25 protein-coding genes are annotated in these 21444 nt (G+C 44.9%); 17 read left to right on the top strand and 8 right to left on the bottom strand.

Annotated features, from left to right (window positions below):
• Positions 1 to 110: 110 nt before the first annotated feature.
• From R7E78_RS08300 to R7E78_RS08290, 3 genes are all read left to right on the top strand, one after another.
• The gene (locus R7E78_RS08300) at positions 111 to 1235 is read left to right on the top strand and encodes a M14-type cytosolic carboxypeptidase (RefSeq protein WP_130546464.1); all 1125 of its coding nucleotides are present in this window, start codon (positions 111 to 113) and stop codon (positions 1233 to 1235) included.
• A gap of 454 nt (positions 1236 to 1689) precedes the next feature.
• Positions 1690 to 2670 (top strand): OmpA family protein, encoded by a 981-nt coding sequence (locus R7E78_RS08295; protein WP_065275126.1) that lies wholly within the window; start codon positions 1690 to 1692, stop codon positions 2668 to 2670.
• 196 nt (positions 2671 to 2866) lie between these two features.
• Positions 2867 to 3736, top strand: a complete 870-nt coding sequence (locus tag R7E78_RS08290; protein WP_318057826.1) for a LysR substrate-binding domain-containing protein — start codon at positions 2867 to 2869, stop codon at positions 3734 to 3736.
• 68 nt (positions 3737 to 3804) lie between these two features.
• On the opposite strand, the gene R7E78_RS08285 is transcribed toward R7E78_RS08290, so the two are convergent.
• Positions 3805 to 4680, bottom strand: a complete 876-nt coding sequence (locus R7E78_RS08285; protein ID WP_025768023.1) for a LysR family transcriptional regulator — start codon at positions 4678 to 4680, stop codon at positions 3805 to 3807.
• Between the two features lie 248 nt (positions 4681 to 4928).
• Between R7E78_RS08285 and R7E78_RS08280 the strand changes: the two genes are divergently transcribed.
• Positions 4929 to 5165 (top strand): hypothetical protein, encoded by a 237-nt coding sequence (locus tag R7E78_RS08280; protein WP_005374030.1) that lies wholly within the window; start codon positions 4929 to 4931, stop codon positions 5163 to 5165.
• A 121-nt stretch (positions 5166 to 5286) separates the two neighbouring features.
• Here R7E78_RS08280 and R7E78_RS08275 read toward each other — a convergent pair whose 3' ends face one another.
• Positions 5287 to 6657 (bottom strand): L-serine ammonia-lyase, encoded by a 1371-nt coding sequence (locus R7E78_RS08275; RefSeq protein ID WP_017819764.1) that lies wholly within the window; start codon positions 6655 to 6657, stop codon positions 5287 to 5289.
• A 131-nt stretch (positions 6658 to 6788) separates the two neighbouring features.
• Between R7E78_RS08275 and R7E78_RS08270 the strand changes: the two genes are divergently transcribed.
• On the top strand, positions 6789 to 7631 hold the full coding sequence (locus tag R7E78_RS08270; protein WP_213986727.1) for a YdcF family protein: 843 nt from the start codon (positions 6789 to 6791) through the stop codon (positions 7629 to 7631).
• On the opposite strand, the gene R7E78_RS08265 is transcribed toward R7E78_RS08270, so the two are convergent.
• A complete protein-coding gene (locus R7E78_RS08265; RefSeq protein WP_005374025.1) occupies positions 7621 to 8277 on the bottom strand; it encodes a hypothetical protein in 657 nt (218 codons plus the stop codon). The genes R7E78_RS08270 and R7E78_RS08265 overlap by 11 nt on opposite strands.
• Before the next feature lie 249 nt (positions 8278 to 8526).
• On the bottom strand, positions 8527 to 8793 hold the full coding sequence (locus tag R7E78_RS08260; protein WP_005374023.1) for a DUF333 domain-containing protein: 267 nt from the start codon (positions 8791 to 8793) through the stop codon (positions 8527 to 8529).
• A 277-nt stretch (positions 8794 to 9070) separates the two neighbouring features.
• Here R7E78_RS08260 and R7E78_RS08255 point away from each other — a divergent pair, with 277 nt between their 5' ends.
• On the top strand, positions 9071 to 9589 hold the full coding sequence (locus R7E78_RS08255; RefSeq protein ID WP_005374021.1) for an NUDIX hydrolase: 519 nt from the start codon (positions 9071 to 9073) through the stop codon (positions 9587 to 9589).
• 435 nt (positions 9590 to 10024) lie between these two features.
• Here R7E78_RS08255 and R7E78_RS08250 read toward each other — a convergent pair whose 3' ends face one another.
• The 4 genes from R7E78_RS08250 to flgA form a co-directional block, all read right to left on the bottom strand.
• Positions 10025 to 10771 (bottom strand): lytic transglycosylase domain-containing protein, encoded by a 747-nt coding sequence (locus tag R7E78_RS08250; RefSeq protein ID WP_054579235.1) that lies wholly within the window; start codon positions 10769 to 10771, stop codon positions 10025 to 10027.
• Complete coding sequence (flgN, locus tag R7E78_RS08245; RefSeq protein WP_005374018.1) at positions 10752 to 11189, bottom strand: flagellar export chaperone FlgN; 438 nt, start codon at positions 11187 to 11189, stop codon at positions 10752 to 10754. Before flgN ends, R7E78_RS08250 begins: the two co-directional genes overlap by 20 nt.
• A 20-nt stretch (positions 11190 to 11209) precedes the next feature.
• Positions 11210 to 11491 (bottom strand): flagellar biosynthesis anti-sigma factor FlgM, encoded by a 282-nt coding sequence (gene flgM, locus R7E78_RS08240; protein ID WP_005374016.1) that lies wholly within the window; start codon positions 11489 to 11491, stop codon positions 11210 to 11212.
• A gap of 136 nt (positions 11492 to 11627) precedes the next feature.
• Entirely contained in the window at positions 11628 to 12425 is a 798-nt protein-coding gene (flgA, locus tag R7E78_RS08235; RefSeq protein ID WP_318057825.1) for a flagellar basal body P-ring formation chaperone FlgA, read from the bottom strand.
• Positions 12426 to 12502: 77 nt separating this feature from the next.
• Here flgA and flgB point away from each other — a divergent pair, with 77 nt between their 5' ends.
• From flgB to flgL, 11 genes are read left to right on the top strand one after another with little or no spacing between them, the layout of a single operon-like run.
• Positions 12503 to 12865, top strand: a complete 363-nt coding sequence (flgB, locus tag R7E78_RS08230) for a flagellar basal body rod protein FlgB (RefSeq protein ID WP_005374013.1) — start codon at positions 12503 to 12505, stop codon at positions 12863 to 12865.
• A 2-nt stretch (positions 12866 to 12867) separates the two neighbouring features.
• Positions 12868 to 13302 carry a flagellar basal body rod protein FlgC gene (gene flgC, locus R7E78_RS08225; protein WP_005374012.1) on the top strand — a complete coding sequence of 145 codons (435 nt, stop codon included), beginning with the start codon at positions 12868 to 12870 and terminating at the stop codon, positions 13300 to 13302.
• The gene (gene flgD / locus R7E78_RS08220; protein WP_005384410.1) at positions 13302 to 13985 is read left to right on the top strand and encodes a flagellar hook assembly protein FlgD; all 684 of its coding nucleotides are present in this window, start codon (positions 13302 to 13304) and stop codon (positions 13983 to 13985) included. Before flgC ends, flgD begins: the two co-directional genes overlap by 1 nt.
• 27 nt (positions 13986 to 14012) lie before the next feature.
• Positions 14013 to 15209: a flagellar hook protein FlgE gene (gene flgE / locus R7E78_RS08215; protein ID WP_017635110.1), complete on the top strand. Its 1197-nt coding sequence runs from the start codon at positions 14013 to 14015 to the stop codon at positions 15207 to 15209.
• Between the two features lie 12 nt (positions 15210 to 15221).
• Positions 15222 to 15953 carry a flagellar basal-body rod protein FlgF gene (gene flgF, locus R7E78_RS08210; RefSeq protein ID WP_005374009.1) on the top strand — a complete coding sequence of 244 codons (732 nt, stop codon included), beginning with the start codon at positions 15222 to 15224 and terminating at the stop codon, positions 15951 to 15953.
• A 24-nt stretch (positions 15954 to 15977) separates the two neighbouring features.
• A complete protein-coding gene (gene flgG / locus R7E78_RS08205; protein ID WP_005374008.1) occupies positions 15978 to 16763 on the top strand; it encodes a flagellar basal-body rod protein FlgG in 786 nt (261 codons plus the stop codon).
• A 32-nt stretch (positions 16764 to 16795) separates the two neighbouring features.
• Positions 16796 to 17467 (top strand): flagellar basal body L-ring protein FlgH, encoded by a 672-nt coding sequence (flgH, locus tag R7E78_RS08200; protein ID WP_017635111.1) that lies wholly within the window; start codon positions 16796 to 16798, stop codon positions 17465 to 17467.
• Positions 17452 to 18588, top strand: coding sequence for a flagellar basal body P-ring protein FlgI (locus R7E78_RS08195; RefSeq protein ID WP_086026720.1), 1137 nt, complete (start codon positions 17452 to 17454; stop codon positions 18586 to 18588). Before flgH ends, R7E78_RS08195 begins: the two co-directional genes overlap by 16 nt.
• Positions 18589 to 18598: 10 nt before the next feature.
• Complete coding sequence (locus R7E78_RS08190) at positions 18599 to 19147, top strand: rod-binding protein (protein WP_005384422.1); 549 nt, start codon at positions 18599 to 18601, stop codon at positions 19145 to 19147.
• A complete protein-coding gene (gene flgK, locus R7E78_RS08185) occupies positions 19148 to 20521 on the top strand; it encodes a flagellar hook-associated protein FlgK (protein ID WP_005374000.1) in 1374 nt (457 codons plus the stop codon).
• Positions 20522 to 20534: 13 nt separating this feature from the next.
• Positions 20535 to 21434, top strand: coding sequence for a flagellar hook-associated protein FlgL (flgL, locus tag R7E78_RS08180; RefSeq protein WP_318057824.1), 900 nt, complete (start codon positions 20535 to 20537; stop codon positions 21432 to 21434).
• Positions 21435 to 21444: the final 10 nt, after the last annotated feature.

Below are 21444 nucleotides of genomic sequence, written 5' to 3'. Positions count from 1 at the left end.
GAAGACTTTAGCCACAAACGAGACAGTTTGCAGTGAAAGTCATTGGGGTGCGATGAAGCCTTGTGTTAGCCTCTGTCTTTCAAGCTCAGATTTAAAAGGTGAGTCATAAAATGAAAGTATTCAGCAACTTCGATAGCGGCAGCATTCACGTAGTGAAAGCGGACGACAAAAACGACATCCAACTCAAAATTCCTAACGACAATATGTCGGAATTCTACCAGTGGTTCCACTTCCGTCTTGAGACAGAAGCTGAGCAATCACACACCATCAAATTGCTTGATTTGGCTAAATCGGCTTATCCAGAAGGATGGCAAGGTTACGATGTGGTTGCGTCTTACGATCGTGAAGAATGGTTCCGACTACCGGCAGAGTTCGATGGCGACACGCTGACTTTCACTGTAATCCCTGAGCGCAGCTCAATTTACTTCGCGTACTTTGCGCCATACACGTACGATCGTCATTTAGACTTGTTACACATGGCACAAAGCGCGCACCACTGCCAACTAGAGACGCTTGGTCATACGCTAGATGGCAATGACATGAGCTTGCTTACTTTCGGTGAGCCAGAAGAAGGCAAAAAGAAAATCTGGATGATTGCACGTCAGCACCCAGGTGAGACCATGGCGGAATGGTTCATGGAAGGTATGATCCAACGTCTGTTAGATGAAAACGACACGGTTGCGCGTGCATTGCTTGAAAAAGCGGTGCTTTACGTCGTACCAAATATGAACCCAGACGGTGGTATTCGCGGTCACTTGCGTACCAACGCAGTAGGTGTAAACCTAAATCGTGAATGGCAAACGCCATCAATGGAAAAGAGCCCAGAAGTCTACCTTGTGCGTCAGCGCATGCTGGAAACGGGTGTTGACATGTTTTTAGATATTCATGGCGATGAAGCGATTCCGTATAACTTCGTCGCTGGCTCAGAAGGTATTCCTTCTTACGATGAAAATCTTGCCGCTTTAGAGACATCATTTAAGCAAGCGTTACTGACTATTACGCCAGAGTTCCAAGATGAGATTGGTTACGATAAAGATGAGCCTGGTAAAGCGAATTTGACGGTGGGTTCAAATTGGGTTGCAGAGCAGTTCAAATGCTTGTCTTACACAATCGAAATGCCATTTAAAGATAACAACAATCACCCAGATCCACTTTACGGTTGGTCTCCTGAGCGTAGTGTCTTGTTTGGGCAAGATGTATTAGCTGCAACGTTAACCGTAGCGGATAAAATTTAGCGCGACGAGTTAACGCTTTTTCATTATTTCGAAAACAGCTCATTTAAATGAGCTGTTTTTTTGTGCTCTCCAGATCCACGCTCCCCTGTAAAAATTTGTTGCCATTCACAAGCTTAAATGATGATTCTTAAATTTGAGAAAGTGGCTTTTTATGGTGATTTGCGTCACAGAAAGTTGGCTTCTTTGTGATATTCTCCGCAACGAATTGACTATGGCTAAACCAACGCAACGAACTTTGTTTTTCGGTTGGGTATGCGGATGAAGCTCATGAATAGATGGTCTTGAGGTTACCTTTTTCCGTTTTACGTCATTGGCGTTTGAATATCATTTTTGATTCTTTCCTACGCTATTTAGCTATTTCTATTCGAAGAAAAGAGAAAGTTACGGCTTCATATTTTACGGCAGTATGCTGCCGCGATGTGTTGCTTTGTGTACAAGAAAAAGGAAAAGAATAATGAAAAAAATCGCTATAGCAGTGGCTACTGTACTTGCTGGTGGTGTGATCTCAAACGTTGCACTTGCTGACACTTACATGGGCGGTAAAATAGGTTACAACTCTCTAAACGATGCGTGTTACCTAAACGAACCTTGTGACGACGACAGTTTTGCAGCATCTATGCACTTAGGCTACAGCTTCAACAAGTACGTTGCAGCAGAGTATGGTGTTGATTACCTTGGTGACTTCACTGCAAACTTCAAAAAGCCTGGCCTAAACACCGTTGATGGTGATCTTTGGGCGTTGACGCTTGCTCCTAAATTTAACCTACCGCTAACGGATTCTTGGAATCTATTCGCGAAAGTTGGTGCTGCATACATGATGGCTGGTGACGAGAAAGATTTCGTACCAACTGGCTCTCTGGGTGCTGAATACCAAATCAACTACAACTGGAGCCTACGTGCTGAATACCAACGCTACCAAGATATGTCTGATGATGTAATTGAAGACATGGATTCAGATTTCTTCGGTATTGGTTTCAACTACAAGTTTGGTTCTGAGCCTGTCGTTCAAGAAAAAGCCGTTGAAGAGGTAGTAGAAGCACGTCCTGCAACACGCATTGTAGATCATGTTTACCCTGCTCAAACAACAGCGACAGTACAATTCGACTTAGAAAGTGCAGAAGTGAAAGACGCGTCGAACCTTTCTGGTACCGTTGATTTGATGAATACTTACCCACAAGCTCAAGTTGAGATCACGGGTTACAGCGATACGACAGGTTCTGCTGCTTACAACAAGCAACTCACAGAAAAACGTGCGAAAGCCGTTGCTGACGAGTTCCAAGCAAAAGGTATTGCGGCTGAGCGTATGACAGTGAAAGGCATGGGTGAAGCTAACCCAGTGGCAAGCAACGAAACACGTCAAGGTCGTCAAATGAACCGTCGTGTTGAAGTGGTTGTTCCTGCGTTTGAATACCAAACAACTGAAAAAGCAGAATAATTCCTGCTTAAGATAAAGTTCCAAAAGCCAGCGTGTATCACGCTGGCTTTTTTGATCCCGCTTAACTAAGTAGTTGTGTAGAAACATAGTTATATCGGGACGCTTTGACATGTGCTCAACATACGTAAACTCAGCACCTTCATCAATTTGTCATCACCAGTTCATAGCATGACAGCCAAGTGTTTGGGAGAATGATATGCAAAGTTTACCGCCGCTCAATTTGCTCCGAGCTTTTGAAGCCACGGCGCGACTACAGAGTTTTACAAAAGCCGCAGAGGAGCTAAATGTGACTCGTGCGGCCGTCAGCCAACAGGTGAAATCGCTAGAGTCACAGCTCAATGCGACGTTATTCGAGCGTAAGGGCACTCACCTTACGCTGACCTGCTCCGCACAAGAATACTGGCCTGTGGTTAATCATGTGCTTCAAACATTATCGACCACGACGCAGCATTTATTTACTCGTCCCAAGAATACGCAAGTTAACTTACATGTCGCTCACAGCTTTTGCTCTCAGTGGTTAATGCCAAGATTGGCTGATTTTCAGCGACAATTCCCAGACATCTCCTTTAAAATCTCGACTACTGCTAATACAGTTCCAAGCGCCAGTGCGATTGCGGATATCGAAATTATTAACGGAGATGGAGATTGGCAAGAGCAAGAAGCCATACGATTAACCCAAGAAAACTGGATCGTTGTCGCAAGCCCCGGCTTTATGCATTTAAACCCGATAAATGACCTCTTGCAGTTAGCTAAAGCGCCTAAAATTTGTACTGGCGGTTATCATGAATCTTGGCAAGAGTGGCTTACGCACCAAGGTTATCAAGGGAAGGTGAGCAAAGTCGTCGCCGAGTTTGAACACTCATTGCTTGCTATTCATGCTGCGATGAATCAACTTGGCGTGTTGCTGGTAAGAGACTTTCTTGTTGAGGATGAGCTGCAACAGGGCGTATTAGTCCAGGCTGGAAATTGGAATATGCCAAGTTCTGGTGCACATTATATGATGGTTCGAGCATTCGAAAAATCACACGTAAACACCTTTGCTCAATGGTTAATACAGAGTCTTTAATGTTCGTTCAGCGAGTGAGTAGAGCGCATGTGTGGTTTGGCTATTATTAGCAGTAGCAAGTCATCAGTCTAGGACTGAGCGACATGCTTAATGACATCTAATAACCACTGATTTACCGGAGCTTGCTGTTGAGAGCGACGACAGCTCATCACGTAGCGAACATCAAGCTCTAGCCCAGCAGGAAGCGCGATACTTCGGCAACCCTTAGGAACATGTCCACTCATCGTTATGCCAAAATGATTCGTTTGCAGAAGCACTTTTTGAATCATCGCTGGGTGCTCAATTTCCACTTTAGGTGTGGTTCTAAAACCCATATGTTTGAGCCTTTCCAACACAGGGTATCGGTAGTCGTTCCATCCCGGCGTTTTAAAAAGTATAAAAGGGTATTCTTCTAGCTCTTGGGAGTTTTGAGCGGGATGATCTTGTCGAACAAAAAATACCGCTTTTCCTCGCCCCAGTTCGGTCTGAACAATTGACTGTGGCAGATCTTCATCAAAGTAATGAATCGCAATGGCGTTTTCACCGTCAATTAATCGTTTTTTTGCTTCGCTACCCCAGCGCAAACATGAGAATTTTGCTTCTGGAGCGTGCTTTAGTAACTCCAAGTAACACTTGTCACCGAAGTACTCCCAAAACAATGTGTTGGCATAAATAGTGATTGAGCCGTCAAAATGAGCTGGTGAAAAATGCTGTGGTTTGATGGAATCAATACTGTTGATTATTTGCTCAAAATGCGCAATGTTCGCTTCCACAAAAGCTGTTGGTTCAAAGCCATTTTTGGTCTGAACGAATAGCGGATCATTGAGCTGAGTTTTCATCTTTGTCAGATTTTTGCTGATTGCTCCTGACGTTTTACCGAGTGATTCTGCGACTAACCGGACGTTACGTAACTCATACATCCGTTTTAATACCAAAATATTTTGAATATCCAGATTAACGCTCATACATTGTCTCGCTTGGCTTTTGTCGACAAATCATATCGCTGAATTTCTTAAGAAAAGACAACGCTCGGTCAATTTAAGTTGCTGCCTTATCCCTGATTTATTGAAGGTAACGATAAGTTATTCTTGGTTACATCAGTTTATTAGCATGGATTTCCATTTGGTAAATAATGGCTTTCCTCGTATGAGCGCGTTTCTGTTGTTACAGTTTTTCCACCGAAAGAAAGTAAGAACGATAATAGAGGTGATGTATGAAAAAACTAATCGCACTTGTTTTGATGGTTTGCTCAACAAACGTAGCATTTGCTGGCGATGGGTCATACACGGGCACGATTGATATGACGATGGCAACGAAAAATCAGGTTGACGTAGAGCGTGCAGATTCTCAATTGACGCTGAAGGGTCGCAATGAAATGGCCTATGGCGGTGTAACAATCCATTCGGATGCTGCAACTCAAAAAATTGAACTTCGTGGTCGACGTGATTAATCGAATAGTTTCTTGTTAAGAAAATGCCGCGAAGAACGCGGCATTTCTATATGTAATATCATCAGATCATAATTACCAGATAAGCGTATGGTGAGAAGCTAAGCGCAATGACCACTTGCCATTATTCGCATGGCGGTGCCATATGAATGACAGCTAAGCCCCCCAAAGAGGTTTCACGGTATTTTTTATTCATATCTTTACCAGTCTGATACATGGTTTCGATAACTTTATCTAACGAAATTAAGCATTTACTTGTGCGCTTTAATGCCATACGCGATGCATTAATCGCTTTCATTGCTCCCATGGCATTTCTTTCAATACAAGGCACTTGAACCAAGCCGCCAATCGGGTCACAAGTCATACCCAATGAATGCTCCATCGCAATTTCCGCAGCAATACAAATCTGCTCGTTACTGCCCCCTCTTAGCGCTGTTAAGCCAGCGGCAGCCATGGATGAAGAAACCCCAACTTCTCCCTGACACCCCACTTCTGCGCCAGAAATTGACGCGTTAGTTTTATATAAGATGCCGATAGCGCCGGCGACTGCGAGAAAGTCTTTTAGCTGTTTAACATCGAGCTCTTTGATGAAGCGATGGTAGTACATCAATACCGCCGGAATCACCCCTGCTGCACCATTCGTTGGAGAAGTGACGACTTGCCCTCCTGCTGCATTTTCTTCACTAACCGCAAAGGCGAAGAGATTGATCCAATCCATGATCTCCATCGGATCGTTTTCAACTGCAGCGTTGGCTTCGAGCTTTTTCAAAAGGTTTGGTGCTCGACGAGTGACATTTAGACCACCTTCCAAAATCCCTTCCGTGTCGAAGCCACGTTGCATGCAGAGCGACATCACTTTCCAAATTTGCTCTGCTCTTTGGTTGATTTCTTCGTCTGAGCGAAATGCGAGTTCGTTTTGGAGGATCATGCCTCCCAAGCTGAAACCGTTCGTCTCGGCTTTTTCCAGCATCTCATCTGCGGATGTAAACGGAAATGGTACTGCGACCTCATCTTGTTGCGTGCCGTTCTCTAGTTCGTCGGCGGTGGCGATGAATCCGCCCCCAATGGAGTAATAAATTTCAAACGCTACTTGATCTCCAGCAGCGTCTAATGCCGTAATCGTCATGCCATTTTCATGCAAGGGAAGGTTGTCGCTATGAAAGACGATGTCATGGTCGTAGCTAAACTCAATTTGGTGTGTACCGGCGAGCATGAGCGTATTATTGTCTATGGTATTTTGTAGCGCACTTTTGGCACTGCTCATTTTGATGGTATCAGGTTTATTTCCCATCAAACCAAGGACCGTGGCTCGGTCTGTATGGTGCCCTCGACCTGTCAGTGACAATGAGCCATAAAGGTCCACTTGCACCCGATGCACTTTCGCCATAGAGTCGCTAACTAGCTGAGTGAAATGGAATCCGGCAAGCATAGGACCATTAGTATGGGAGCTGGATGGCCCGACACCAATTTTAAATATATCGAAAATCGACAGCATAATTGACTTCCTTTAGCAGTGAACCTTTATAAAGGTCTCTAGAACAGTGTTGTTAACTAGATGTTAAAGCTTGTGGGTCGGGAGTGAAAGAAGATTTTTGTAACACTGCCAACTAAGCGCGAGATTTTAAAATGAAGTTAGACAACATCGCCATCGTTTTAGGTAAACGTCTCGTCAATAACAGGTTGACCTCTGAGGGCATAACAAGAGTCGAAGCTTTGTCTTGTAGGACTGCATCACTACTGACAGAGCGAACGGCGATTATTTTTTGTGGCGGAGTAACGCAAGGACAAAGTGTTTCTGAAGCAGAGGCGATGTACGCGTATTTTAGAACCCTAAACGCAGACTCTGTGAATCCGTTCCCTGAACGTCATATACTCTTAGAAACGGAGTCGTTGAACACGTTTCAAAACATGCGTTATGTTTCCCAAGTTTTGTGCAAAAGTGGGTTGTTCGAGTTATGGTCGGGGCATCCGGTTGAGGTTATCTTGCTGTCTAATGACTACCACCTCGAACGAATCATTGATATCCAGAATTTGATGGATGAGCAAGGCTTATTACGAGTACTTAAATCCGATTGCGAATCCATGGGGGTGACCCTCAATATTCCACTGGATATCAGCAAACATATTAGCGTGCCATACCCACATAAAGGGCTTATGGCGGAGACATTCTTGCTACTCGATGAACTCACAACCTACCGAGTTTATTTAGAAGGGATCAAGCATGGCGCATTTTTCCGAGATTTATCAATTGTCCGAAAAAAGCCACTTATGATCGCAAGAGATGCTATTCACAAATTGCTCTCTTTCCCGCTTGATAAAGAGGCTTTGCAACATATTGAAGAAATGAAAAAGGCCGTCGAAATGACGGCCTTGGATGAATCTGTAGGTGCTGCGGAAAAGGCATTAAGTATCTTCCATCCGATACTGACGGCATTGAACCGTCGCTTTGACCCAGAGTCTATTCATTAAGCTCGCGTTTTGTGCGGACGGCGCTTAATGCGATCAAACAGTAGCAAAGCAGTTCTATACCTTCTTCTGAGATATTTTTAACATCACGGATGTAATTTTCGTCCATCACTTGTTGCCAAAAACTACCCATACCATACAAACGAGAGAAGACTAATAATAGCATTACAGCACCAACTAATAGCTTCATATGTGGCACCGTTAAAATGGTCGCCATTTCGTTCATGGTACCTTTACCACCTTGGTAAGCTTTGGCGCAAGCCAGTGCGGTGACAGCAAGTGCTGGGAAAACCCAAGAGCCATGATGAATCATGTCTGTCCAATAGTCCGTTTCGCGAATAATCAGTACTGCAAAAAATCCTGCAATCAAAATAGCCGCATGCTTTAGCTGAGGCTGTTGTTTCGATAAGCTGAAAAACGACCATGATGCAATAGCAAGCATCACAAGCTGGAGCGTTTCTGTAACGGAAAGCTCGCCAAGGCTTGATCCCAACACGACATAATCAAGACGAAGACTAAGGTTAACGAGAATACTTATAGCGACAATCATCAAGGCGTTTAAACTCGATTTATAAATAATGCGCTTTGATTTTTCAGTAACAACGTTGCTTGGGGCTGACTCGGCTTCTTTTACTATTTGTGTTTTCATCTTGCTCACCTGTCCCAGAAAATGTGGAAGAAATGTGAATTAGTGTGATCTGTGTTTGGAATTTTATTGTCCAAGTGGAAAGTTATGTCAGGGGAATGTCAAGAATAGAACACTGTTCGATATAGGGTCGATGTGCGGTAAAGTCAGAGATATGTAAAAACAACGTAAGAACACTTTGATAAATCAAATAAAAAAGGAGCCCAAAGGCTCCTAAGTGATAGAGGGAAGGTGACGTATCGACAAAAATAATTAGTAGTTGTCACCCTCATTTTCTTTGTGATTCTCGCGATAGTATTCCCATTGCTCGACGCGTTCATTGTCCGACAGCACACAGTAAGTGACACGTTCGCCGTTTTCCGACACGGTATCCAGCTCACCACCTTGCTGAACACAGTATACGGCTGCGGGATTTGCAACGGAGGTATACTCAGTTGATCGGGTCGCTCCCTCGTAAGTTGAACAACCAGCCAGTACCAATGTTGCAGCCATAGCCATCATTAAATTTGTCTTTTTCATTCTTTATCTCCGCATGGGGTGGGCGAGTATTGTATTGATTATAGGCAACTTTAAGAGATTATTGTCTTATCGATGTTAAAAGTAAGAGGGACGTATAAGAATTTAGATATTCTCATTTATTGCTGATTAGCACGTCACACTTCTGTTCTAGGCGTATTGTTGTGAAGGTCATATCAATCACTTCCTGACAAGCGCTCGAACGTACCTGGCCTACAACAATGATTTAAAGTGTGAAATTCGGTAATATGCGCACAAAACATTGACCGTGGTATTTTCGATGAGACATTTAAAATCGACCGTTCATCCAGACATAGAGCATTTGGATGACAAAATTGTTTTTCAGCGCAATGCAGCGCGAGCCATTGTACTTGATGGTGAAGATGTGCTGTTGCTCTATACAGAACGTTACCATGACTACACGCTACCAGGCGGTGGTATTGATGATGGTGAAGATGTCATTGCTGGATTAGTCCGTGAATTAGAGGAAGAAACGGGCGCCCAAAATATACATGGTATTAAGCCTTTCGGAATCTTTGAGGAGTTTCGTCCGTGGTACAAGGATGACGCTGACGTGATGCACATGGTGTCGTATTGTTATACATGTAAAATCGAACGTGAGCTAGGCGAAACGGCGTATGAAGATTACGAAGTTAAAAATGGAATGCGCCCGGTATGGATGAACATACACGAAGCAATTGCACACAATGAAAAAACGATGGCAGAAAGCCCGAAAAAAGGCATGAGCATTGAGCGCGAAACGTTTTTACTTCAGTTGATTTCTAAAGAATTACTATAAACAGCTAGTTTGCATCATTACGACTTAGCTTCTGTTGGCTCTATTGTGGGCAAAGATTTTAGAGCAATAAAAAAGTCCGGACTCCCCCCCGGAACCCGGACTTATTCCAGACGCGCAAGCGAAGCGTCATCTTGATATGTTAGATTTGTTTCGAACTATGAAAACAATAGCTGTTTTACATTTAGTGTGTAAATAATTATTAGGTCTGACCATTGGTTTTCATGTTTTTTTGCAAACACAATGTGACGCATATCTACCCAATTGCCAAGCGTAATTGGGGCGCTTTTTAGTAAACCACTACTCTTTCTTATCTTTGAGATACCTTACCTCAACTTTTTTGCACACGTTTGCATAGAGATCACGAGTTTTCAAATTCGCCGAACAGGATCTTGTAATTTTACGTTTCTCTGACATTGAGCTCTGTCGTAGCTTTTATCACAAATTAACTAGCGGAGGCAGTCGGCTAAAGTCGACCAGCGGTTGTGAAATCATAGGAGCGTCTGGAGCAAACAAGAGTAAAGGTTGAAATGATGAGGATTGTAACTGACCAATATCTATCAACTTTTCCAATGCATAGAAGCGGCTGACGTATTGGCGAGTCTCGTTAGGCAGCGTGAGTTGTTGGAAATCTCGACTTCCTGCTCGCTGAATAGCACGTGCAACGCGTCCTTCTCCGGCATTGTATGCAGCTAAAGTGAGAGCCATATTTTGATCGAATTTGTTGTATAAAAACGCCAGGTACTTGAGCGCGGCCGTTGTGCTAGCTTCTGTGTCAAAGCGATCGTCTTGTTTTGTATTTATCGTTAATCCGAATCGTTTCGCTGTGGTTGGTATCAATTGCCAAAGTCCGGCGGCGTTAGCATGAGAAACGGCTTTGGGATTGTAAGAAGACTCTAACATTGGCACTAAGGCTAGGCTATTTGGTAATGAGTGGTTTTGAAGCTGTTTGAAAATGTGGTTAATTACCGGTTTGGATGAATCGAGACGCTTGGCAATTTGTGGCTTGTATGGGGCTAATACTTGATACTGCGTTTGAATATCGACAGCATTTGGTTTTGCCTGGCATGTGAATGGAAGGTAGGACAGAAAGGCAATAAAAATAAAAAGGCCTACAGTACTCAGCCGAGATGGCGACTGAATCTGTAGGCAAGACGAACATCGTTTAGAACGATTTATCTTCATAAGTGTGTTGCACAGGTTGTTTGAGTTGACTGACCAACTCATGGAACGCCGCAGAGCTGTGGCCATTGCTCTGATTGTATTGTTGGCACTGACTTACCAACGTTTCCAATAGCGCCCATTGTTTTCTAGCTTGCATACCTATTTGGGCAGGCAAAGCATTGAAAATTCGTTTTACGCTGGCGTCATTACACGCTAACCCCAGCGCTCGCATACACTGGCTTCTGTCATTGGCGGAGCGGCTGAGTTTATTGAGTATCGGCATTTGTTTCTGAACATTGTCGTTCAGTGCCTCTCCATCAAACTTTAAGTACAATACCTTTTGCTGCTGAAGCAAAGGAAGCAGTTGTTGATAAAGCTTAATATCCTCAGATATAGAGCGAACAAATTGTTGAATTCGCTGCGATACTGCGCTTGCCATGATGTCTTCCTAGCGTTTTATTACTCGTGACCTGTATGGAACTGCATGATTGCCTTGGATAGCACTTTTGTATCTAGGCTAAGTTCACCACGCGCTAATGCGTTGCGTACTTGTTCTACTTTTTCCATATCAACATCAGGTAGTGATGCCATTTCAGCTTGAGCGCGATCTATCGCTACGGTATTCGCTTGAAATGCAGGCTCGTGTACTTTGCTCTGTTCGACGACGTCGACAGGCTGTTTGCTTGCTTGCTGTAATTTTGTTTGTGGGACATGACCGCCCGCGACTTTGTCGATTTTCATGCTGTGGTCCTCATCATCATGTTCTAAATTAAGTAGGCGGTTAGAATGTGATAAACATTAAATATTTTTTTTGTACTCGAAGTTCAGTGTTACTGACGAGAGCCAAAATTAAAAAATGTTACCCCGAGTCAAAAAATCAAAATTGAGTATGAACCTGGTTTAATCCAGTTACGACTGCTCTTATGACCTTGCCCGAACTTGGGTTTTCCACGTCAATTTGTTGCCCTTTCGCTCCATCTTCTAAGGCGACTCCTTTTGTGCTGGCACTAAATCCATTTTTGCTCGCAATGACTATGACTTCATTGCCTTTCTCGATTAGAGGTGGGGCCGACAAATTGGATGGATTAACCACTTGTCCAGCCCTCAAACGACGAGAGGTTTCTAAGCCTACTGCTTGCTCGGGGCGAGTATAAAAATCGTCTTGGCGAGAGATGGTTCGGGTTTCAAGCTTTATGTGTTTAGCCGTTACGACTTCATTTCGGCCAACCGTGGTTGTCGCGACCAAAACAGGCAGAGTCAGCGAAGACTTTATCGTAACGTTAATTCGCCATGGTGATGCGATATTGTCGCAGCTGACTGAGCGCTTGAGGTTACCGACTGGCAACGTGTTGTTGTCACGACCTGTGATAACTAAAGGCGATTGACATTCTGGCAAGTGATTGGCTGAACCGGGCACCCACATGTCGAAGTCCAGTTTGTACTTCCCCCACTGATTAGAGAGCGCTACGCGATCCACCTCTTGTTCGAAATCCGTTGCTACAACGGACTTTATCTCTTCAACGCTGAGGGTTTTGTCATTGGTGTTGGCGAATGCTTGTTCTGATGTCAAAGCGAGTAACGTCAGCATTATTGTTGAGGAAGTGGACACTTTCCTCTTGTTTTTAATGCTTTCCGAGAACCGGAAGCTTGGCTTCCATCCTTGTTTGTAAATCATTGATATATATGGCTATTTTTTATGGCACGTATCTTGTTTGTATGTTGGCGTATTCGAGCCAACTGTAAGGAAGATGCATGGCGATCACATTTGAAAATGCTTTAGGAGTACATCCAGAAGCACTTAATTTTCGCGTTCAGCGTACCAAAGTCCTCGCCAGTAACCTAGCAAATGTTGACACCCCTGGGTATTTGGCGAAAGACCTAAGTTTCACCACCGTAATGAACCAAGTAACGGCAGGTGGTGTGAACAAACCGGTGCCAAAGTTCCAGGTTCAGGCCCAATACTCGGTGCCTTACCAGAATAGCAAAAATGGCAACACCGTAGAGCTTGGTGTTGAACAAGCAAAATTCACGCAAAACAACATGGACTTTCAAACTAGCCTGACGTTTCTCAACATGAAATTTAATGGCTTAGCGAAAGCGATTGAGGGACGTTAATTATGTCATTCACTGATATTTACTCGATCACTGGTTCCGCGATGACAGCACAAACTGTGCGTCTTAATACGGTAGCCAGTAACCTAGCAAACGCAGATGCGGTATCTGCAAATCCAGAAGATGCTTATAAAGCGCTTAAGCCAGTATTTGCGACTGTGTACCAAAAAACGCAAATGACAACAGAAAATGGAGCTTATCCCAATGCAGAAGTTCGCATTGTTGACGTTGTTAAAAATGCTGGAGATGCAGAGAAGCGTTTTGAGCCGAACAACCCACTGGCTAATGATGAAGGCTATGTGTTTTACCCAGATATTGATGTAGTTGCTGAAATGGCAGACATGATGTCCGCAACACGCAGCTTCGAAACGAATGTTGAAGTATTAGCCAATGTAAAAAGTATGCAGCAAGGTCTGCTTAGATTAGGGCAGGGTAGCTAATGAGTATTGCACAATACACCCCTTTATCGTCTGACGCTCCAGTAAATACAAAAGCAAAAGACAGCAACGGTATCTCACCAAACCCTAAAGACATGAACAGTGCTTCTTCATTGGAGAATGAGTTTATTTCTTTGATGGTGGCTCAAATTCAAAACCAAGACCCACTTAATCCCCTTGATGGTACGGAGTACGTTGGTCAATTGGCTCAGTTCTCGCAGGTACAAAGTACCGAGAATATGTCTAAGACAATGCAACAGAGCATGGTGTTACTGGACAACATGCAAGTGCTATCAACAGCGGGCCTTGTTGGGCAAACGGTTTACGTCAACGCGGATGAATTTCAGCTTGGTGAAGACGTACAAAACGGAAAAATCGAACTCGCTCATAGCTCAAACCAAGTCACGTTAGTTGTTAAAGATGAATTTGGTCAATCAACTAAAGTGCCACTAGGTGCTCACGGCAAAGGTGACGTCGACTTTTCAATTAATCCTGAAGAACTTGGTCTTAAACCAGGCAAATACTCAGTGGCCGTAGAAGTGCAAGAAGGGCAAGCAAGTCCAAATGTGCTGATGGCAGGCACTGTTGAGCAAGTGCGCATTCCAAATACCGGTGGCGCAGCATTAGTCAATGTCCATGGCGTTGGCAACGTTCCTTTCTATCAAATCACTCAGTTTGGTGCTTAACCAAATACGGAAATCAGAGGTCTATTTATGAGTTTTAACATCGCACTAAGTGGTCTGGACGCGACCAACACAGAGCTAAACACAATCAGCCACAACATTGCCAACGCATCAACGTATGGTTTTAAAGGTGGGCGCACAGAATTCTCCGCTGTATACAACGGCATGCAACCTGGTGGTGTGGAAGTCGCGTCAATTTCACAGAACTTCGACAAAGACGGCAGTATCACAGGAACTGGCCGTGCGATGGACCTAGCTATTAATGGCGGTGGCTTTTTTGTTACTAAAGATAATATGGGTCAAATGTTGTACACACGTTCAGGTGTGTTCTCAACGGATAAGAACAACTTTGTTACGGCTAACAGCGGTGCAAAGCTTCAAGGTTACAGTGTCGATAGCAACAACAACCTAATGACAGGTTCTGTGGGTAATATTCAGGTATCGACTTCCTCACTGAATGCTAAAGCAACAGACAGCTTAGATTTTGTTGCGAACTTCGACGCAAGCGCGTCTGTTATTGATAAAGCCGTAACGCCATTCAATCCAAAAGATCCAAGCTCATTTAACTCGTCTTACACAACAAAAGTCTACGACTCATTGGGTAACTCGCACACGGTAACTCAGTACTTTACTAAGACTGCTTCTAACTCGTGGGAAGTGAACGTTCAAGTAGATGGCGGTACGACGCCAGTAGCAACTGTGCCTGTAACGTTTGGTAAAGATGGCTCGCTTTCAACACCAACTGCGCCGTTTAATGTTTCATTCCCTGCAGCAGGCGCGAACGCGATGAGTGTAGACATTAACCTGAAAGGCAGCACGCAATTTGGTGCAGCTTTTGGCGTAAGTACTAATAGTCCTAACGGTTACACATCAGGTGAACTTGCAGGTGTACGCGTTGAAGGTAACGGCATGGTTTACGCGACTTACACTAACGGCCAATCACAGCTACAAGGTCAGGTTGTTCTTGCTGATTTTGCAAACACACAAGGCTTAGCGAAAGTGAGTGGAACATCATGGACTCAAAGCTTTAGCTCAGGTGCTCCAATTATGGGTGTTCCGGGGTCAGGTACGATGGGTGACCTAACTCCGGGCGCATTAGAAGGCTCTAACGTTGACTTAACCAGCGAGCTTGTTGCTCTAATGACTGCACAACGCAACTACCAAGCAAACGCAAAGACAATTTCTACCAGCGACAAGCTTACTCAAGCTTTGTTTAACGCGGTGTAATGGGAGTTTTGCATGGATAGTTTGTTATTCACGGCAACGTCGGGTGCCAGCCGAGTTCTTAAAGCGCAGCACGTTCGTTCAAACAACTTATCAAATGCTGATACTGCGGGTTTTCGAGCGGATATGGAGCGTGTGCGTAGTGTAGAGATGCAAGGCCCAGGTTTTGATGGTCGCACTATGGTTGTGACCAACTCTGCTTCAACACGTTTCGACGCTGGCGATATTGTGAAAACAGGACGTCCGTTGGACGTTGCGGTTATGGGTGAGGGGTATCTCTCTGTAGAAACCCCAGCGGGTAACGAAGCTTACACCCGTGCAGGCAATATTCAGGTCGATACTTTTGGCGCTCTAACAATCAATGGGTTCCCTGTCCTCGGTGACAATGGTCCTTTGGTTGTGCCGGATTATCAAAAGATTGAAATCAGCGAGCGTGGTCAAGTCTCAGTGATCCCACCAGGTGGCGGTGCAGAAATTGTGGCAGGCACTTTGAAGTTGGTTAAACCGGAAATTAATCAACTGCAAAAAGAGAGCGATAGCTTGCTGCACAGCGTAGATGGCGTGCCATTCGCGGCAGATGAAACCGTGCAACTCTCTCCTGAGCACATTGAGGGCAGTAACGTATCTGCTATTGATGAATTGGTTAGTGTGATGTCGCTGACGCGCAACTTTGAAATGCAAGTTCGCATGATGAAAACGGCGGAAACTCTAGCAAAAGCTGGTAACAAATTAATGGCGGCGAGCTAAGTCTCGCCCCGCAAGGAGTAAAAAATGCATTCAGCATTATGGGTAAGTAAAACAGGCATGGCAGCGCAAGACACGAAGATGACTGCCATTTCTAACAACCTAGCAAACGTAAACACGGTTGGCTTTAAGCGTGACCGAGTCGTATTTGAAGACCTTTTCTACAGCATTCAGCGTCAACCAGGCGCCCAAGTAGACCAAGTTAACGAACTACCAAGTGGTATTCAGCTAGGTAGCGGTGTTCGCGTTGTTGGCACACAAAAAGTGTTCACGCAAGGTAATACCCAAAACACAACGCAAGAGTTGGATCTTGCTGTAATGGGTCAGGGTTTCTTCCAAATAGAAAACTCGGATGGACAGATCATGTATACACGTAATGGTCAGTTCCATCGAAACTCAGAAGGCTTAATGGTGAACAGTCAGGGCCTGCCTTTAGAGCCTCAAATCCAGATCCCTGACAATGCGGTCTCTTTCTCTGTGGGTGTTGATGGCACCGTGACAACAACAACAGCAGACGATCCAACACCTCAGCAGCTTGGTCAAATTACACTTGCAAAATTCATCAATCCAGCAGGCTTAGAGGCCATGGGTGGCAACTTATTCCGTGAAACGGAAGCCAGCGGTCCAGCTGATGAGCTGATTGCAGGAGCTGATGGTGCCGGCATTATCAAGCAAGGTGCACTGGAAGGGTCAAACGTACAAGTAGTAGAAGAGATGGTCGACATGATCACCACTCAACGTGCGTATGAGATGAATGCGAAAGTGGTCTCTGCTGCAGATGACATGCTGAAGTTTGTTTCGCAATCAATGTAAGTATGAAATTGGTGATGATGAAGGAAAAAGCAATGAAATGGCTTTCTAAGAGTTGGGCAGTAGCCGCCGTGTTGCTGGTGGGATGTGCTGGCCGTCAGGAATTTATTCCGCCTGAGCCGAATGCTGAGGAATATGCACCACCAACGCTCGATTACACGCTGCCGGAAACCCAATCTGGTAGCCTTTATCGTCACCAATACACGATGACTCTGTTCCAGGATCGTCGTGCTTACCGAGTTGGCGATGTATTAACGGTTCAATTATCAGAAGAAACCTCATCGAGTAAAAATGCGGGTACTAAGTTCGGTAAAAGTTCAGCAATTAACTTTGTGGCGCCGACCATAGGCACGAAAACTATCGATGAGTTAGGGGTTAGCGTGGATGGCAAACGTAACTTCGATGGCAGTGCATCAAGTTCACAAGGCAACAAGCTTCAAGGTGCCATTACGGTAACGGTACACGAAGTATTACCTAATGGCGTATTGCGTATCAGCGGTGAAAAATGGCTTCGTCTGAATCAAGGCGACGAGTTTATTCGTCTAACCGGTATCGTCCGTGTGGATGATATTAACCGCAGTAACCAAGTTTCTTCTCAACGAATTGCTGATGCAAGAATTACCTACGCAGGTCGCGGAGCGCTAGCTGACAGCAACGCAGCCGGGTGGCTAACTCAGTTCTTCAACAGCCCATGGGTACCTTTCTAATGAAGACAATGCAATCTTTCTTTATGTCTCTCCTATTGGTGTTGACCTTGGGACTACCAGGCACTTCACGTGCTGAAGCGGAAATTCCGATCATGGACTTGGTCGATGTTCGCGGCATTCGAGAAAACCAACTGGTTGGTTATGGTTTGGTAGTTGGCTTAGCCGGCCAAGGTGACCGAAACCAAGTGAAATTTACCTCTCAATCTATTACCAACATGCTACGTCAGTTTGGGGTTCAAATTGATGACAGTATGAACCCTAAGCTACGAAATGTGGCTTCTGTGAGTGTGACAGCGTCCGTTGACCCAATGGCAGGCCCAGGACAAACGTTGGATGTGGTTGTGTCTTCAATCGGTGATGCAAAGAGCCTTCGCGGTGGTACGTTATTGCTAACGCCTTTACGTGGTATTGATGGCGAAGTGTACGCGATTGCGCAAGGTAACGTGGTTGTGGGCGGCTTATCTGCAGAGGGGCGAAGTGGCTCCAAAGTAGAAGTAAACACACCAACGGCGGGTCGCGTTCCGAATGGTGCGACTTTAGAGAGAGAAATCAAAACCGATTTCAACCAACGTGATGAAATCACCCTAAACCTGCGCAAGCCTAGCTTCACTACAGCAAAAAATATTGCGCGTGAAATTAACAACACTTTTGGGCCTAACGTTGCAGTTGCGATCAATAAAGCGCGCATTGATATGCGTGCACCAAAAGATACACAGCAGCGTGTCGTCATGATGTCGATGCTTGAAGAAATGAGCGTCGTTGAAGGCCGTAAACCTGCTCGTATTGTCTTTAACTCTCGCACTGGCACCGTAGTGATCGGTAAGAGTGTCAAAGTGAGTGAAGCAGCAGTAAGTCACGGTAACTTGACCGTGCGAATTTCTGAATCACAACAAGTTAGTCAGCCTAATGCGTTTGCAAATGGCGATACGAAAGTCGTTAACCAAACGGACCTTGATGTGAATGAAGATCTTGCTCAGATGGTGATTTGGCCTCCAGGCACGGAACTTAACACCATAGTTAATGCGGTAAATAGTTTAGGTGCCACGCCTACAGACTTGATGTCTATCCTGCAAGCTTTGAGTGAAGCGGGTGCATTGAACGCTGAATTGGTCGTGATATAAGGAGTTAAGGATGAAGCTAGACAGTACCAATGAACAAACTCAGTTAAATTCGATGCTTTATCACGACAATAGTGCATTGGCTAACATCAAGCATAGTCGTGATCAAGAAGGCGCACTTGAAGTCGTCGCAGGTCAATTTGAGGCAATGTTCCTACAAATGGTGTTACGCCAAATGCGCAGCAGTAGTGACGCTCTTGCTGATAAAGACAGCCCGTTTGCCAGTCAGCAACAAGGGGTGTTCCGTGATATGTATGACGGTCAGCTGGCGATGGAACTAGCAAAGAAACAGAGCTCAGGCATTGCCAATATGCTCATCCAGCAGCTGAGCCCGTCTATGCGTGAGGTTGCTTTCGATGCTGCGCGCAACATCTCATCCGCTAACGATGGTAAAGGTTCGAATTCTGAATCTATCTCACAAGTAGATTCTAAAGAGGTGGAGAAGAATTCAAGCCTATTTAATACCGCTTCTCAAGCTGTCGCCTCTGTTAAACAGGTATTCGGTGAGGCCGGTATGACTACCGCGTTTTCTCAGCCGTTGATCAGAAAAATGGAGCTGTAAATGAACCTAGTTAATATTGCCCTTTCAGGTTTAGGCGCGAACCGTGTGGCCCTAGACGTAACCGCGCAAAACGTGGCAAACGTGAATACCGTGGGTTACAGTCGTCAACAAGCGTTGATGGCGTCTGTCGATGATGGTAAAGCCAATCGCTTAAGTCCAGGTTTAGGGGTAGAAGTCACTAGCATTCGCCGCGTTACTGATCAATTTCTGATTAAGCAAACGTGGTCGACTAACAGTATGGCGGCATACGCATCTGGATACACCAGTAACATGAGTCAGCTGGAGAATACGCTTGGTGCCGATGGTTTCAGTATATCGGCTGGCTTGGACTCACTAAACGCCGCGCTTAACGATGCGACCGTTAAGCCAGAATCCATACCCTACCGCCAGCAGATCATTAACGAATCTGAAGCTTTGGCCCGCCGTTTTAATACGCTTACCGAGTCTTTATACAATCAACATAAAGACATGAGCGACCAACGTAATGCAGCGCTTAACCACGCGAATAGCCTTATGGAAAATATCGCGAAGGTGAACAAGCAACTGGTAGAGATGCAAGGTACAGGTGGTAACCCATCACAGTTAATGGATGAACGAGATAGGTTAATCGGTGAGTTATCTCAAACCATTGAAATCAAAACAACACAGCAGCATGACGGCAGTGTTCAGGTCACACTAACCTCTGGTCAACCGCTTGTGATGGGTACGGACCATGGCAAACTGGAAGCCATTCCTGACCCGAGTGATCCTTACTTAGCGGACTTACACGTCACGTTCTCGAATCAAAGCTTTGCGATTGGTGACTCGCTTGGTGGCAAATTAGGTGCGATTAATGACTATCAAACCGAAGTGTTGAAACCAAACCAATTGGCTCTGAATGACATGGCGAAAGCTCTCGCGGATGAATACAACGCCGTGCTTGCGACTGGCAAAGACTTAAATGGCAACCCAGGTAAACCTTTGTTCAGCTATGACCCAGCAAACCCTGCAGCCAGTTTGGATATTACCAAGCTAACTCCAGATGAGCTTGCGTTCTCAAGTGATGGAACACCTGGTAACGCAGATGCGTTGCAATCATTGATCGAGTTAAGCAACAAGCCAGTGGCGGTATCAGGTTACGGCTCAGTAAGCTTGAACGATGCCTTTAGTTCAATGGTGGGTCAAACCGCAATTAAAGCACGCCAAGCTAATGCTGATTATCAAGCGAAGTTAGCCATGAACAAGCAAGCGCACGCAGCTCGCGATAATGTTAGTTCCGTAAACAGCGATGAAGAAGCGGCTAACCTAATGATGTTTGCTAATGCGCACAATGCCAACATGAAAGTGATCAGCACAGCAAATCAACTGCTCGATTCTATTCTGCAGTTATTCTAAGAGGAAAGTTTAGATGCGAATTAGTGACAATCAATTTAGTCAAATGATGTTGCACAGCTTGCAGAGCAATAGCGCGGGATTAGGCGAAGCTCTGCAACAGATGTCTACTGGCAAGCGCTTAACCAAGCTGTCTGATGATCCAATGGCTTCGATCAAGTTGCTTAACTTAGACCGAGAAACCAGTGCGATTGCTCAGTACAAAAACAATATTGAAAACGTAAAAACGACGCTATCGAGTCAAGAAACCCATTTAGATTCGATCAAAGAAAGCTTAAAAAGCATGCGAGACATCGCGCTTTGGGGTGTGAACGGCTCTCTTACTGACGAAAGTCGTGGCGGTATGATTACAGAGCTTAAGAGTTACCGTGACTCTATTGAGTCGTCTTTTAACGCGCAGGATGAAGAAGGGCACTACCTTTTCTCTGGTACTAAAACGGATACTGCGGCTGTAAGTAAAGCGAGCGGCAGCTACGTAATTGAAGGTAATAGTGACAAGCGCGTAGTAACAATTGCTAAAGGTGTCACGATGGATTCCAATATGACTGCAAAAGAAATATTGGACCTTGGGGGAGGCCATAACGTGCTTAACCAAATTGATGCGCTGATCAAAGAGTTTGAGAGCCCTACCGCCAACTTCAGAGCTGAAGTTGAGGCGAGTATCAGCGCTATCGACGATACTTTTTCAAACGTACTAGGGACCATGACTGAGATTGGTGGTCGACACAACAACTTAGATCTTGTTGGTGGCGCGCACAGTGAAAACAAGCTGTTCGTTGACAAAGTATCTGGAGACCTCTCTGCTCTGGACTATGGTGAAGCGTCGGTACGATTGAGTAATTACATGGCCGCTTTGCAAGCAACGCAAGCAAGCTATGTGAAGATCGATGGTTTGTCGCTGTTTGACCGTTTATAAGGTTAGGAAG

This window comes from Vibrio sp. YT-19(2023), from assembly GCF_033337395.1.
Note: the sequence above shows the minus strand (reverse complement) of the source record. Positions and strands in the feature narration are given on the sequence as shown.